Below are 13,871 nucleotides of genomic sequence, written 5' to 3' on the forward strand. Positions count from 1 at the left end.
TGTTGGATGTTCGAACGCGCAGCAGTGCCGTTTATTGTATAACACAGACAAATGTAACGTTTTGTACAGTTTTCCGCACCGCAATAAAAAAAGGCCAGGGTCGCTGACGCGAGCCTGGCCTGGTCCGGACCGGAGGAAATTAACGCATGCCGGAGATGATTTGCTTCAGCTTGCCCGAGTCGGCGCAGAAGGCGCGTATGCCTTCGGCCAGCTTTTCGGTCGCCATCGCGTCCTCGTTCATCATGAAGCGGAAGGTCTTCTCATCGACGGCGATCTTGCCGATGGCGCCCGACGAGCCGCCGTCCGCGCTCAGCTTGCGCTCGACCGGCGCGTTCGAGTCGGCCAGCGCCTGCAGCAGGTCCGGGCTGATGGTCAGCAGGTCGCAGCCCGCCAGTTCCAGGATCTGGCCGGTGTTGCGGAAGCTCGCGCCCATCACTTCGGTCTGGTAGCCGAACTTGCGGTAGTAGTTGTAGATACGCTTGACCGACTGCACGCCCGGATCTTCCGCGCCCACGTAGTCGATGCCGGTGCTTTTCTTGTACCAGTCGTAGATGCGGCCGACGAAGGGCGAGATCAGTTGCGCCCCGGCTTCGGCGCAGGCGATGGCCTGGCTCAGCGAGAACAGCAGCGTCATGTTGCAGCGGATGCCTTCCTTTTCCAGCACCTCGGCGGCGCGGATGCCTTCCCAGGTCGAGGCGATCTTGATCAGCACGCGCTCGCGCGGGATGCCGGCCTTCGCGTACAGGGCGATCAGCTCGCGGCCCTTGGCGATGTTGCCCTCGGTATCGAAGGACAGCTTGGCGTCGATCTCGGTCGACACGCGGCCCGGGATGATCTTCAGGATCTCGGTGCCGAAGGCGATCAGCAGGTGGTCGATGATGTCGCTGGTGGAGGCGTCCGGGTTGTCGCGCACGGCTTTTTGCAGCAGCGGCTTGTATTCGTCCTTCTGCACCGCCTTCAGGATCAGCGACGGGTTGGTGGTCGCGTCGCGCGGCGTGTAGGCCTTGATCGACTGGAAATCGCCGGTGTCGGCAACAACGGTGGTGTATTGCTTGAGCTGTTCGAGTTGGTTCATGGTCGCGCGCGATGTTGGTGCTGAGGTTAGGGGACAGAGCGATATATTGTACACAATCCTCAAGCCGCACAGCGGCGTGTGGCTATGTTAATAAGCAAGTTGAACATGACTGTTAAATAATTTTTGCGGCGGCGTGTCAAACTGATGCAAGTGCGGTAATATTGTCTCCCCTTTAACCAGTGCTAACCCTCGAAAGGAGTTTCCCATGATTCATGCACGACTCAACACTTTCCCGATGGGCCTGGTTTCACTGCGCGGCAGACACTAGACGTTACAGCTTCCCCGCAGTCCCGGCGCCCATTTCCTGAGTACCTCTTATGGAAATACAGAATGGGCAAATTCATTCGTGTGGTATCCGAGCGCGCTTCGGTCGTCGCTTCGGAACGGCTCTGGCTTGAGGATGCTGCGCTGCAGCAGCTGGCCATCACTTCCCAGTTGCCCGGCATGCGCCGCGCCGTTGGGCTGCCTGACTTGCATCCCGGGCGCGGCTATCCGGTCGGGGCGGCGTTCTTCTCGGTCGGCCGCCTTTACCCGGCGCTGTGCGGCGGCGATATCGGCTGCGGCGTGAGCCTGTGGCAGACCGACCTGGCCATCAGCAAGGTCAAGCTGGACAAAATCGACAAACAGATCGGCAACCTGGACGCGCCGCCGGACGGGGATGAGATGGCGCGGCTGCATGCGCTCGATCCCGCGCTCGACGCCGAACTGGCCGCGCTGGCGCTGCGGCTGGCGCAGGCCGGGCTGGATGCGTCCGGCATGCGTTCGCTGGGCACCATCGGCCTGGGCAACCACTTCGTCGAACTGCAGGCCGTGGTGCAGGTGGACGAGCCTGCGCTGTTCGAAGGCGCGGGACTGGAAGGCAGGCAGCTGCAACTGGTGGTGCACAGCGGCTCGCGCGGCCTGGGCGGCATCGTGCTGCGCGCGCACGTCGACGCACACGGGCATGCGGGCCTGGATGAGGGCACGCCGGAGGCGCAAGCCTACCTGCTGCGGCACGACGCCGCGCTGGACTATGCGCGCCTGAACCGCAAGCTGGTCGCGCTGCGTGTGCGGCAGCGCCTGCGCTGCGAGGCCAGGCGGGTGCTGGACGTGCACCACAACCTGATCTCGGCGGACACCATTGCCGGCGAGGCCGGTTGGCTGCACCGCAAGGGCGCCAACCCTGCCGACCAGGGGCCGGTGCTGCTGCCCGGTTCGCGCGACGACCATAGTTACCTGATCCGGCCATTGCCGGTGGCCGACAGTGTCAGCCTGCAGTCGCTGGCGCACGGCGCGGGCCGCAAGTGGGCGCGCGGCGATTGCAAGGAGCGCTTGGCGCGCAAGGCCACGCCGGCGCAAATGTCGCGCACCTCGTTCGGCGGCCGCGTGATCTGCGCGGACCGCGCGCTGATCTACGAGGAGGCGCCGCAAGCCTACAAGGACGCCGGCTCGGTGCTCGACAGCATGGAGGGCGCCGGCCTGGTGCGCGTGATGGCCAAGTCGCGGCCGGTGCTGACCTACAAGACGCGCGGGGAGTGCTGCTGATGATACTGCTGCATTTGACGGCCAACACCGGTCCGGCCGAGTGCTGCCTGGCCGTGCAGCATGCCTTGAAGGCGCTGACGCGGGAAGGCGCGCGCAGCGGCGTGAAGGTGAAGGTGCTGGAGGAACGCGCCGGTCCGGTCGACGGCACGCTCAATTCGGTGCTGCTGGGGCTGAAAAGCAAGGCGGAGGACGCGCCCGCGCGCAGCCTGGCGGAACACTGGAGCGGCACCCTGCAGTGGATCTGCGAGAGCCCGTACCGGCCGGGGCACGCGCGCAAGAACTGGTTCATCAACGGCACCATGCAGGACGCCTTGCCGGGCGCGATACAGCTGCCGCAGGCGCCGCGCCGCACCTTCGTCGGCAAGAGTTTCCTGGAAGCCCAGCCCAGCGGGGCCTGGCTCAGCCCAGGAGCCGGGGGTTGAGCTGCCAGGTGCTGTAGGTGAGCGCGGTGGCGAACGATACCCAGGCGAAATAGGGCAGCAGCAGCGCTGCGGCGAAGCTGCGCACGCGCCAGAAGGCGACGATGGTGGCGGCGATCAGCAACCATAACAGCACCACGTCCGCGAAGGCCCAGGCGCCCTCGCGCCAGGCGAAGAACAGCCAGCTCCACAGCGCGTTGGCCGCGAGCTGGACGATGAACAGCGCGAGCGTGCGCGGGGCGCTGGCAAAGCCGCGCACGCGCCACACCAGCCAGGCGGACACGGCCATCAGGAAATACAGCATGGACCACACCGGCCCGAACACGGCGGCCGGCGGCGCCCACGCGGGCTTGAGCAGTTGCGCGTAGAAATCGGAGGCGTTGGCGGCGGCGAATCCGCCTGTCGCGGCGGCGGCGAAAGTCAGCAGCAGCCAGGCGGCCAGGCCGCGCGCCTCGGTGGCGTAGCGGCTGCCGCTGGCGGGGCGGCCGCTGCGCAGGAAGGGAATCCGATTGCGTACCCGCATCGTTGGCTCCTTGCATGAGGCCCGACTATAGCAGCGGCTTGTGTGAGCTGGCGCGCAGATGGCGCGGCGCGGCGGGCGTAGGCTGCACTCATGGCTATCACGGCGGGGGACTATCATGAACGAGAACAGCACAGCCGGCGGCGCCGGTTCGGACCTCAATCCCGGCGACGAGGCCTTGCCGGGCACGACAGGCACGGGCGAGGACGTCTGCCCGGTCTGCAGGGGCAGCGGGAAACTGGCCAGCGGCCAGCCCTGCCCGGAATGCGGCGGGACCGGCAAGATAGTCGAGGGGATAGGCGGCGGCTAGGAAGCGGCTAGGAAGCGGCTAGCCGATGAAGGAATCGAACTGCAGGTCGAACTCTTGCAGCGCTTTCTGCGCATTCTGCATTTTCTTGCGGAACTCGGGGCCGCGTTGCAGCGCCAGGCCGACGGCCAGCACGTCGATCACCACCAGGTAGGCCAGGCGCGCCGAAATCGGCGTGTAGGGGTCGGTGTTGAAGATCAGGTCGATCGGGATCAGCACGGTGGCCAGTTCGGCCAGCGGCGTGCCGGACGGCGCCAGCACGATGACGTCCGCGCCGCCGCGCTTGGCCAGCATCACCGAGCGCACCAGCGCCGGGCTGTTGCCGCGCTGCGAAATGGCGACCACGGCGTCGCCGGTTCGCAGCAGGGCGGCGGCGATGCTGTGGATATAGGGGTCGGCGTAAGCCACGGTGGGCACGCCGGAACGGAAGAACTTGTGCTGCGCGTCCGCCGCCACGATGCCGGAGGTGCCCTGGCCGTAGAACTCGATCTTGTTGGCGCGCTTGAGGATGTCGAGCGCCTGCTGGATCGATTCGGCCTTCAGGTTGTTGCGCAGGTCGAGCAGGGTGTTGATAGAGCGGCTGCAGATCTTGTTGACCAGGTCCGCCGTCAGGTCGTCCTGGGCCGGCTGCTCGTTCAGGCCGGGCAGGGCCAGGGCCAGGCCCTGCGCCAGCTTCAGTTTGAACTCATGCCAGCCGTCGTAGCCCAGCGTGCGGCAGAAGCGCACCACGGTCGGCTCGGACACCTGCGCGGCGCGCGCCAGCGCGGTGATGTTCTGGTCGACGATCAGGTCGGGATGGTCCAGCACCGCCAGCGCGACCTTGCGCTCCGATTTGGAGAGCGAGTCGAGCTGGGTGCGGATGGAGTCGAGTAGCACGGCGGGCGTCCGATCAGTCTTCAGGCAGCGCTTCTTCGCGCCACTGCAGGCCGTCGCGGCCTATCAGGGCGCTGGCGGCGGCCGGTCCCCAGGTGCCTGAGGAGTACGGCGTCGGCGCCGATTCATCCTGCTCCCAGTGGTTCAGGATGGGTTCGACCCATTCCCACGCCGCTTCCAGTTCGTCGCCGCGCATGAACAGCGTCAGCTGGCCGCGCAGCACGTCGAGCAGCAGGCGCTCGTAAGCGTCCATGCGCGGTGACTTGAAGGTTTCGCGGAAGTCCAGCTCCAGCTCGGCGGGCTTCAAACGCATGCCTTCGCCCGGCGTCTTGGCCATCAGGTTCATGCGCAGGCCTTCGTCGGGCTGCAAACGGATCACCAGGCAGTTCGGCTGGAAGCTGCTGGTCGGCTGGTTGAAGATGGAGTGCGGAATCGGCTTGAAGCGCACCACGATCTCGGCCAGCGAATCGGCCATGCGCTTGCCGGTGCGCAGGTAGAACGGCACGCCGGCCCAGCGCCAGGTGTCGATTTCCGCCTTCATGGCCACGAAGGTCTCGGTGCGCGATTTTTCCGGCGCGTCCGGTTCGTCGCGGTAGCCCGGCACGGGCTGGCCGTCCACGTGGCCGGCGCGGTACTGGCCGCGCACGATGTTTTGCGCCAGCGTGGCGGGCGTGAATTTCTTCAGCGAGCGCAGCACCTGCAGCTTTTCGTCGCGCACGGCGTCCGGCGAGATCGACGTCGGCGGCTCCATGGCCACGATGCACAGCAGTTGCAGCAAGTGGTTCTGCAGCATGTCGCGCAGCGCGCCGGAGGTGTCGTAGTAGCCGATGCGGTTGCCCACGCCGAGCTTTTCGGCGATGGTGATCTGCACGTCCGAGATCCATTCGCGGCGCCACAGCGGCTCGAACAGGATGTTGCCGAAGCGCAGGGCCAGCAGGTTTTGCACGGTCTCCTTGCCCAGGTAGTGGTCGATACGGTAGATCTGCGATTCCTCGAACACCTGGCCCACTTCGGCGTTGATCTGCTTGGCCGAGGCCAGGTCGCGGCCCAGCGGTTTTTCCAGCACCACGCGCGAGTTCTTGGTGGCCAGGCCGTTCTCTTTCAGGTTGGCGCAGATCTTCGCGAACAGGTGCGGCGGCGTGGCCAGGTAGTAGACGCGCGTCAGGGCAGGGTCTACGCGCAGCGCCTCGACCAGCGTGCCGTAGGTGCTGGAGTCGGTCGCGTTCAAGGACACGTAGACGATGCGGGCGGTGAAACGCGCCCACGCTTCGGGCGTGACGGCCGGCGACTTGATCAGCGGCTTGGACGTCGTGTTGACGACATTGATGAACTCCTCCTGGCTGGACTCCTGGCGGCCGACGCAGATGATGCGCGCGCTCGCTGGCAGGTCGCCGCAGACGTCGCGGGAATACATTGCGGGCAGTAGCTTGCGCATTGACAAATCGCCGCTGCCGCCAAACAGAACCAGGTCAAAATCGGTAAGAGCCATAATATATGTGTGATCGCAAAAAGTTGTGCCGCGGTTGTATAAGTACGTTATGTAAATTTACTACATAAAAACCGTGAAATCAAGAAAATTTACTACAATTGGCCTAGCTAATATAGACCTGCGGGGCTAGTCCCGCAACTTTTACGCGCACCTGCAGCACGCGGCCGCTCAGCGGATATTGCGCCAGTTCTTCGGCCGGACGCTTGCCGGCGCTGGTGATGTACAGCGTCTTCAGGTCCTCGCCGCCGAACGTCACCATGGTCGGGCAGCGCACCGGCAGCGCAATCTGGTCCAGCAGTTCGCCCTGCGGCGACAGCTTGACCACGCGGCCGCCTTCGAACATCGCCAGCCAGTAGTTGCCTTCGCTGTCCACGGTTGCGCCGTCGGGACGGCCGCCGTAGTTGTTCGTCTTGTCGGCCGAGAACTGCGCCAGCACCTGCGGATCCGACGGCGTACCGCTTGCCAGATCGTAGGCGTAGCGCGTGACGCGGTGGGCGGCGGTGTCGGCATGGTACATGACGCTGCCGTCGGGACTGAAGGCCAGGCCGTTGGAGTTGGTCATGCCGCCGGACCAGGCTTTGCGCACGGCGCCGCGTTCGAGCACGAACATCTCGGCGGCCTGCTTGTCGCGCGGCTCGTAGATGGTGCCGACCCAGAAACGGCCGGCCGCATCGACCTTGCCGTCGTTGAAGCGGGTGGTGGCGGTGTCGTATGGCGCCGGGGCGACGGCTTTCAGCATGCCGTCCTCGGTGTCCAGGTGCATGAAGCCGGCGCGCGTGGCGACCAGCAGGCCGCCGCCGTCGCAGATCGCCAGCGCGGACGGCTCGCTCGCCATCGGCCATTTGCGGTGCTGGCCGGTAGCCGGTTGCAGCCGGTGGATGGCAAAACCTTCGATGTCCACCCAGTACAGCGTCTGTTCGGCCGGATGCCACAGCGGGCTTTCGCCCACCAGCATGGTCTCGTGGCTGAAGGCTACGGCCTGGTATTCGTTCATCGCAGTTTCCATCATCATCAACGCAGGTTCTGCGCAGCTTTCGCCAGCGCGATCAGGCCGTTGGTGGAACTGTCGTGGCGCGCGGGCTGCGCTTCGCCGGTCAGCTCGGACTGGATGTTCCTGGCCAGCACCTTGCCCAGCTCAACGCCCCACTGGTCGAAGCTGTTCACGTCCCACAGCACGCCTTGCACAAAGGTCTTGTGCTCGTACAGCGCGATCAGCGCGCCCAGCGTGGCCGGGTTCAGCACATCCATCAATATGGTATTGGACGGACGGTTGCCGGGGAAAGTCTTGTGCGGCGCCAGTTCGTTGATCTGCTCGGGGCCGATGTCTTGCGCTTTCAGTTCGGCCCGCACTTCTTCTTCGGTCTTGCCGGTCATGAAGGCTTCCGATTGCGCAAAGCAGTTGGCCAGCAGCGCGTCGTGGTGGTCCGCCAGCTCGTGGGTCGGGCGCAAGGCGGCGATGAAGTCCATCGGCACGATGTCGCTGCCCTGGTGCAGCAGCTGGAAATAGGCGTGCTGCGCGTTGGTGCCGCACTCGCCCCACACCACCGGGCAGGTCGGCGTGTCCACGGCCGCGCCGTGGCGCGTGACGCGCTTGCCGTTGCTTTCCATGTCGAGCTGCTGCAGGTAGGCCGGGAAACGGTTCAGGTCCTGGTGGTAGGGCGCGATCGACAGCGAGGCGCAGCCCAGGAACTGACGGTTCCAGAAGCCGATCGCGGCCAGCAGCACCGGCAGGTTCTGGTCCAGCGGCGCAGTGCGGAAGTGCTCATCCATCTCGTGCGCGCCGGCCAGGAAGTCGCTGAAGTAGCCGAAGCCGACCGCCAGCGCGACCGGCAGGCCGATGGCCGACCACACCGAGTAGCGGCCGCCGACCCAGTCCCAGAACGGGAACATATTGTCGGCGTCGATGCCGAAGGCGGTGACGGCCTGCGTGTTGGTCGATACCGCGACAAAGTGCTTGGCCAGCGCTTCCTCGGTGCCGTACTGCAGGAACCAGCTGCGCGCGGTCTGCGCGTTGAGCATGGTTTCGGCGGTGGTGAAGGTCTTGGAGGCGACGATGAACAGCGTGCTGTCGGCCGGAACCTGGGCCAGCACCGCGTCCATGTCGTGGCCGTCCACGTTGGAGACGAAGTGCAACTTCAGGCGCGGGTGCGAGTAGGCGCGCAGCGCCAGGCAGGCCATCTTCGGACCCAGGTCCGAGCCGCCGATGCCGATGTTGACGATGTCGGTGATGGCTTTGCCGTTATGGCCCAGCCAGGAGCCGTTGCGCACCTTGTCGCTGAAGACGCGGATGCGCTCCAGCACGGCGTGCACGTCGGCCGCCACGTCCTGGCCCGCCACCGTCAAAGCCTTGCCGCGCGGCATACGCAACGCCGTATGCAGGACGGCGCGGCCTTCGGTAGTATTGATTTTTTCGCCGGCGAACATGGCGTCGCGGCGCTGCTCGACGCCGCGCGTGCGCGCCAGGTTGGCCAGCAGCGCGATGGTGTCGGCGGTCAGGCGGTTCTTCGAATAGTCGAGGTAGAGGCCGGCGGCGTCCAGCGACATCGTCTCGAAACGCTTGGGATCGGCGGCGAACAGCTGGCGCAGCGTCTGGTCCTTGATGTCGATGTGGTGGGCGGCGAGGGCCTGGTAGGCGGCGGTGGTCGTGAGGGCGGGCTGGCGCATAATGTCGGTCCGGGTCGGCTGGGTTGCGAGATGAATTGCTGGGATATTGTCCATAATACAGTAAAAACAGGTAAATTCACTACAATTTGTTCAATCGTGCGGGCTGCAAGGGCGTTTTTCACGCCCGCTCCCCGCCTGTTTTAGCGCTGCGGTTGACCTTTTTGGTAAGAATTGCGGTGCACTCGCGTCATTTTGTAGTAAAATTTCACGCAATTACTTCATAAGGAACGATCATGGCGGTGCATCCCGTACTTGAAACCGTAACTGCACGGATTATTCAGCGTAGCCGGCCTTCGCGCGGCGCTTACCTGGCGCACCTTGAAGCGGCGCGCGTCAAAGGGCCGCAGCGCGGCACGCTGTCCTGCACCAACCTGGCGCACGGATTCGCCGCCTTCCCGCAGAACGACAAGCTGGCGCTGAAGGAAGTGAAGAAGCCCAACGTGGCCATCATCTCGTCTTATAACGACATGCTGTCGGCGCACCAGCCCTTCGAAGGCTTCCCGGCCATCATCAAGGATGCCGTGCGCAAGGTCGGCGCGGTGGCGCAGTTCGCCGGCGGCGTGCCCGCCATGTGCGACGGCGTGACCCAGGGCCAGCCGGGCATGGAACTGTCGCTGTTCTCGCGCGACGCCATCGCCATGTCGACCGCCGTCGCGCTGTCGCACAATATGTTCGACTCCGCCGTCTACCTCGGCGTATGCGACAAGATCGTGCCGGGCCTGCTGATCGGCGCGCTGCACTTCGGCCATCTGCCGGCCGTGTTCGTGCCGGCCGGGCCGATGACGACCGGCTTGTCGAACAAGGAAAAAGCGGCGATCCGCCAGCGCTACGCGCAAGGCAAGGCCACCCGCGAGGAATTGCTGGAAGGCGAGGCGCAGTCCTACCACGGCGCCGGCACCTGCACTTTCTACGGCACCGCCAACAGCAACCAGATGCTGATGGAAGTGATGGGCTTGCACCTGCCGGGCGCCGCCTTCATCACGCCGGGCACACCGATGCGCGACGCGCTGACCGCCGCCGCCGCGCAGCGCGCGGCGCTGATCACCGAGCAGGGCGAGTACCTGCCGGTGGGCCGCATCGTCGATGAGAAATCCATCGTCAACGCCGTGGTCGGCCTGCTGGCCACCGGCGGCTCGACCAACCACACGCTGCACCTGGTGGCCATCGCCAAGGCGGCCGGCATCGTGATCGACTGGAACGACTTCGACGAACTGTCGAACGTGGTGCCGCTGCTGACGCGCATCTACCCGAACGGCGACGCCGACGTGAACCACTTCCACGCCGCCGGCGGCACCGGTTTCGTGATCCGCGAACTGCTGGACGCGGGCCTGCTGCACGACGACGTGACCACCATCCTGGGCAAGGGCCTGCGCAAGCACTGCACCGAGCCTTTCCTCAACGACGCCGGCGACGGCGTGGTGTGGAAAGACGCGCCAGCCGAATCGGGCGACGAGAAAGTGCTGCGCAAGCACACCAATCCGTTCTCGCCGGATGGCGGCATGGTGCTGGTGCAGGGCAATTTGGGCCGCGCCGTGATGAAGGTGTCGGCAGTGAAGGAAGAGCACCGCACGGTGGAAGCGCCGGCGCTGGTGTTCAACTCGCAGGAAGAATTCATGGCCACCTACAAGGCCGGCAAGCTCGATCGCGACTTCGTCGCCGTGCTCCGCTTCCAGGGCCCGCGCGCCAACGGCATGCCGGAACTGCACGCGCTGACCCCGGCGCTGGCCAACCTGCAGGACGCCGGCCGCAAGGTGGCGCTGGTGACGGATGGCCGCATGTCCGGCGCGTCCGGCAAGGTGCCGGCGGCGATCCACGTGTCGCCCGAGATCCTGGCCGGCGGCCCGCTCGGCCTGGTGCGCGACGGCGACATCATCCGCGTCGACGCCTTCACCGGCACGCTGGAGGCGCTGGTGCCGAGCGATGTGTGGCATGCGCGCGCGCTGGCCACGGCCGACCTGTCGCCGAACGGCGTGGGCATGGGCCGCGAGCTGTTCTCGATGTTCCGCAACACCGTATGCGAGGCCGAGAAGGGCGCCACCGTGTTCCCGCTGCCGTCGCCGATACCAACCACGGTCGCCCTGCATGACGGCAACACGGTTGGCAACACCGTGCCCGGTTCCGATGAAGATTTCTCGATGAAGAAGGACTGACCATGACTTTGCTGGACATTATGCGTACCTCCGCCGTGATCCCCGTGATCGCGATCGACGACCCCGATCACGCCGTGCCGCTGGCCAAGGCGCTGGTGGCGGGCGGTATCCGCGTGCTGGAAGTAACGCTGCGCACCAAGCACGGCCTGGCCGCCATCAAGGCGATGACTGCCGTTGAAGGCGCCATCGTCGGCGTCGGCACCTTGACGCAGCCGGAAGAATTCGCCGCCGCGCGCGACGCGGGCGCGGTGTTCGGCGTGTCGCCGGGCCTGACGCCGGCCTTGATCGCCGCGGCAAAGAGCAGCGGCCTGCCGCTGCTGCCGGGCGTGATGACGCCGTCCGAAGTGATGGCCGCGCGCGAGCAGGGCTTCCAGCAGTTGAAGCTGTTCCCGGCCGTACCTGCCGGCGGCGTGGGCATGTTGAACGCGCTGGCCGGTCCGCTGGGCGACATCACCTTCTGCCCGACCGGCGGCATTTCGATCGAGACCGCACCGCAGTTCCTGAAGCTGAAGAACGTCGCCTGCGTGGGCGGTTCCTGGCTGACGCCGAAGGACCTGATGCTGGCCGGCGACTGGGCCGGCATCACCGCGCTGGCGAAGGCAGCTAGCGCACTGCGCTAAGTCGCCGTCGTGTCAAAAGCCGCCAGCACGCAGCGTTAAGTCGCCGTCGTGCCAAAGGCCGCCAGCACGCTGCGTTAAGTCGCCGTCGTGTCCAAAGCCGCCAGCACGCAGCGTTAAGTCGCCGTCGTGCCAAAGGCCGCCAGCGCATTGCACCAAGTCGCCGTCGTGTCATTCCCGCGTACGCGGGAATCCATAGGCTGCCTGCTATGCACGCTAGCTATGGGCCCCCGCTTGCGCGAGGGCGACAACTTATTTGTCCATGTGCGCGGCCACCCGGTTGCGGCCGGCGCGCTTGGCCGCGTACAGCGCGCGGTCGGTCAGCCGGGCCCTTAGGACTGCGGGTCGAACCCGAAGACACGCAGTTCCTGGTCGCAGCGACAGGCCTTGGCCATGCGCGCGGCCCACGCGATGGCCTCGTCGCGTGAAGGCAGTTCCAACACGGTGAAGCCGCCATCGAGCGTGGGCGCCCAAGGATAGCCGCCCCTTGCAACCGCGCCGTCAGCAGAGACGAGTACGGGCGGTACGTCTTCGTCGATTCCGCCGGCGAAGACGTAAACACCGGCGGCTTTCGCCTCATCAATCACAGCGGCCGCGTCGCGGCCCACCGCTCCCAACTCGCCATCGGGCACATCCATCGCTGCGCTTGGAAAAGAGATCAGGTATTTGGCCATGGTGCTCCTTCTGGGATTTGATAGCGGCCGTGAAGCCTGCAAAGCCAGGGTCATAACAGCAAGCCAGCAAGCCAGGGTCAGCTCCGACATTCGGACATTTTGTCCGTTTGTCGGACCCGACCCTGACCTGCTGACCTATTGCTGACCTGCCGTGGTTTGCGACTAGGACATTTTGTCCCAATGTATGGAAATTGCTTTTGTGTAGTATGCCTCAGAGCATGCAGCAACAGCATCCTTGCATGGCAGTCACCGGTTTTGAGGTAGTGGTCCTCACGATATGTAGTGTCAAATAATAGCCTGGAAATACTCAAAATGATGGATTGGATCCCTATAGTCTTCGTTACATTCAAGGTTCTCGTGCTCGGCACGGGCATGTTCTTTGCCATCAAGTGGCATTACGATCAAGGGACGAAGGAGAAGGAGATGGCGCAGCGCGCGGTGCTACGCGCCGGCGGCAAGGTGGCCGCGGTCTTCCTGCTATCGCTCCTGAGCCTGGGGCTCGTCACCTTCGTCCTTGGCGGCATGCTCGGTTTGGACCTTGCCTTCCCATGATGGTAAAGTCTCGAGCTCGTTGAGCGTGCCAGGCTAGCCTTGGTGGGCCATCACCCGGTTGCGGCCGGCGCGCTTGGCCGCGTACAGCGCGCGGTCGGCCGCGCCGATCAGCGAGGGCACGTCGAAGGAGTGCTCGGTCGTGAGCGTCGCCACGCCCACGCTGACCGTCACGCACTGGCTTCCCTGCGCCGCGTAGCGGTGTTCGATCGCGAGCGCACTGACGCGCTCGCGCAGCCCGCTCGCCATCTTCAGTGCCTGCTGCGCATCCGTGTCCGGCAGGATGATGGCGAATTCCTCCCCGCCGTAGCGCGCGAGCAGATCGGTCGAGCGGTGCAGCAGGGCCGCCAGCGCGCTTGATACCTGGATCAGGCACTGGTCGCCGTGCTGGTGGCCGTAGTGGTCGTTGTATGCCTTGAAGCAGTCGATATCGATCATCAGCAGCGATAGCGGCGTGCCGTTGCGCTTGGCGCGGCGCTGTTCCTTGTCGATGGCGACGTCGAAATGGCGGCGGTTGGCCACGCCGGTCAGGCCGTCCGAGAAGGTCTGCGAGCGCAGCACCATGGCTTGCTCGCGCAGCACCTTTTCGCGGTTGGCGGCGATGCTGACGTCGGTGACCTGGATCAGGCAGTGGCGCTCGGCGCCGTCCACCTCCACCGGCGTGACGGCCAGCGCCTGCTGCAACCGTTCGCCGCGCGCCGCCGCCGAACGGTTGGCGTACAAGGGGAAGGGCGATTTGTTCAGGGTCTGCGACAGCAGCGAGGGGAAGTTGCTCACCAGCGCCTGCTGGATCGCCATGCCGATGCGCTGGCTGCGCATCTCGGGGAAGAGCGCGTAGAAATCGCGGCACAGCACTTCGGCCGAAGGCAGGCCGGAATACTGCTCCATCCAGCGGTTCCACAGGACGATGCGGCCGTGGCCGTCGAGCACGATGGCGCCGATGTGCACGGCTCCCAGCACGCTCTCGAGCAAGCCGAGGCGGTTCGCTGCCTGCGCTTCCTGTTTCATGG

14 protein-coding genes are annotated in these 13,871 nt (G+C 65.4%); 6 read left to right on the forward strand and 8 right to left on the reverse strand.

What is annotated here, in order from left to right:
- Nucleotides 1-139 precede the first annotated feature (139 nt).
- Nucleotides 140-1,075 (reverse strand): transaldolase, encoded by a 936-nt coding sequence (tal, locus tag ACSQ8Y_RS01220; RefSeq protein WP_436264650.1) that lies wholly within the window; start codon nucleotides 1,073-1,075, stop codon nucleotides 140-142.
- Between the two features lie 330 nt (nucleotides 1,076-1,405).
- On the opposite strand from tal, the gene ACSQ8Y_RS01225 reads away from it, so the two are divergent.
- Nucleotides 1,406-2,599, forward strand: coding sequence for an RNA ligase RtcB family protein (locus ACSQ8Y_RS01225; protein WP_436264651.1), 1,194 nt, complete (start codon nucleotides 1,406-1,408; stop codon nucleotides 2,597-2,599).
- The gene (locus tag ACSQ8Y_RS01230; RefSeq protein ID WP_436264652.1) at nucleotides 2,599-3,021 is read left to right on the forward strand and encodes a hypothetical protein; all 423 of its coding nucleotides are present in this window, start codon (nucleotides 2,599-2,601) and stop codon (nucleotides 3,019-3,021) included. Before ACSQ8Y_RS01225 ends, ACSQ8Y_RS01230 begins: the two co-directional genes overlap by 1 nt.
- Here ACSQ8Y_RS01230 and ACSQ8Y_RS01235 read toward each other — a convergent pair.
- The gene (locus tag ACSQ8Y_RS01235) at nucleotides 2,999-3,541 is read right to left on the reverse strand and encodes a TspO/MBR family protein (RefSeq protein ID WP_436264653.1); all 543 of its coding nucleotides are present in this window, start codon (nucleotides 3,539-3,541) and stop codon (nucleotides 2,999-3,001) included. The two genes, ACSQ8Y_RS01230 and ACSQ8Y_RS01235, sit on opposite strands and share 23 nt — an antisense overlap.
- Nucleotides 3,542-3,656: 115 nt before the next feature.
- Here ACSQ8Y_RS01235 and ACSQ8Y_RS01240 point away from each other — a divergent pair, with 115 nt between their 5' ends.
- Complete coding sequence (locus ACSQ8Y_RS01240; RefSeq protein WP_436264654.1) at nucleotides 3,657-3,848, forward strand: hypothetical protein; 192 nt, start codon at nucleotides 3,657-3,659, stop codon at nucleotides 3,846-3,848.
- Nucleotides 3,849-3,866: 18 nt separating this feature from the next.
- Here the strand turns inward: ACSQ8Y_RS01240 and ACSQ8Y_RS01245 are convergent, their stop codons facing one another.
- From ACSQ8Y_RS01245 to pgi, 4 genes are all read right to left on the reverse strand, one after another.
- Nucleotides 3,867-4,721, reverse strand: coding sequence for an SIS domain-containing protein (locus ACSQ8Y_RS01245; protein ID WP_436264655.1), 855 nt, complete (start codon nucleotides 4,719-4,721; stop codon nucleotides 3,867-3,869).
- A gap of 13 nt (nucleotides 4,722-4,734) precedes the next feature.
- On the reverse strand, nucleotides 4,735-6,207 hold the full coding sequence (gene zwf / locus ACSQ8Y_RS01250) for a glucose-6-phosphate dehydrogenase (RefSeq protein WP_436264656.1): 1,473 nt from the start codon (nucleotides 6,205-6,207) through the stop codon (nucleotides 4,735-4,737).
- A 103-nt stretch (nucleotides 6,208-6,310) separates the two neighbouring features.
- Nucleotides 6,311-7,201, reverse strand: coding sequence for an SMP-30/gluconolactonase/LRE family protein (locus ACSQ8Y_RS01255; protein ID WP_436264657.1), 891 nt, complete (start codon nucleotides 7,199-7,201; stop codon nucleotides 6,311-6,313).
- A 17-nt stretch (nucleotides 7,202-7,218) separates the two neighbouring features.
- Nucleotides 7,219-8,871 (reverse strand): glucose-6-phosphate isomerase, encoded by a 1,653-nt coding sequence (gene pgi, locus ACSQ8Y_RS01260; protein WP_436264658.1) that lies wholly within the window; start codon nucleotides 8,869-8,871, stop codon nucleotides 7,219-7,221.
- 233 nt (nucleotides 8,872-9,104) lie between these two features.
- On the opposite strand from pgi, the gene edd reads away from it, so the two are divergent.
- Nucleotides 9,105-11,021 carry a phosphogluconate dehydratase gene (gene edd / locus ACSQ8Y_RS01265; RefSeq protein WP_436264659.1) on the forward strand — a complete coding sequence of 639 codons (1,917 nt, stop codon included), beginning with the start codon at nucleotides 9,105-9,107 and terminating at the stop codon, nucleotides 11,019-11,021.
- 2 nt (nucleotides 11,022-11,023) lie between these two features.
- A complete protein-coding gene (gene eda / locus ACSQ8Y_RS01270; RefSeq protein WP_436264660.1) occupies nucleotides 11,024-11,641 on the forward strand; it encodes a bifunctional 4-hydroxy-2-oxoglutarate aldolase/2-dehydro-3-deoxy-phosphogluconate aldolase in 618 nt (205 codons plus the stop codon).
- 329 nt (nucleotides 11,642-11,970) lie between these two features.
- Here eda and ACSQ8Y_RS01275 read toward each other — a convergent pair whose 3' ends face one another.
- The gene (locus ACSQ8Y_RS01275) at nucleotides 11,971-12,312 is read right to left on the reverse strand and encodes a YciI family protein (protein WP_436264661.1); all 342 of its coding nucleotides are present in this window, start codon (nucleotides 12,310-12,312) and stop codon (nucleotides 11,971-11,973) included.
- A 312-nt stretch (nucleotides 12,313-12,624) separates the two neighbouring features.
- Between ACSQ8Y_RS01275 and ACSQ8Y_RS01280 the strand changes: the two genes are divergently transcribed.
- The gene (locus ACSQ8Y_RS01280) at nucleotides 12,625-12,864 is read left to right on the forward strand and encodes a hypothetical protein (RefSeq protein ID WP_436264662.1); all 240 of its coding nucleotides are present in this window, start codon (nucleotides 12,625-12,627) and stop codon (nucleotides 12,862-12,864) included.
- A gap of 33 nt (nucleotides 12,865-12,897) precedes the next feature.
- On the opposite strand, the gene ACSQ8Y_RS01285 is transcribed toward ACSQ8Y_RS01280, so the two are convergent.
- Nucleotides 12,898-13,869, reverse strand: a complete 972-nt coding sequence (locus ACSQ8Y_RS01285) for a diguanylate cyclase (RefSeq protein ID WP_436264663.1) — start codon at nucleotides 13,867-13,869, stop codon at nucleotides 12,898-12,900.
- Nucleotides 13,870-13,871 lie beyond the last annotated feature (2 nt).

It is taken from the genome of Pseudoduganella sp. LjRoot289 (assembly GCF_964252925.1).
In the GTDB taxonomy this organism is placed as follows: domain Bacteria; phylum Pseudomonadota; class Gammaproteobacteria; order Burkholderiales; family Burkholderiaceae_D; genus Rugamonas.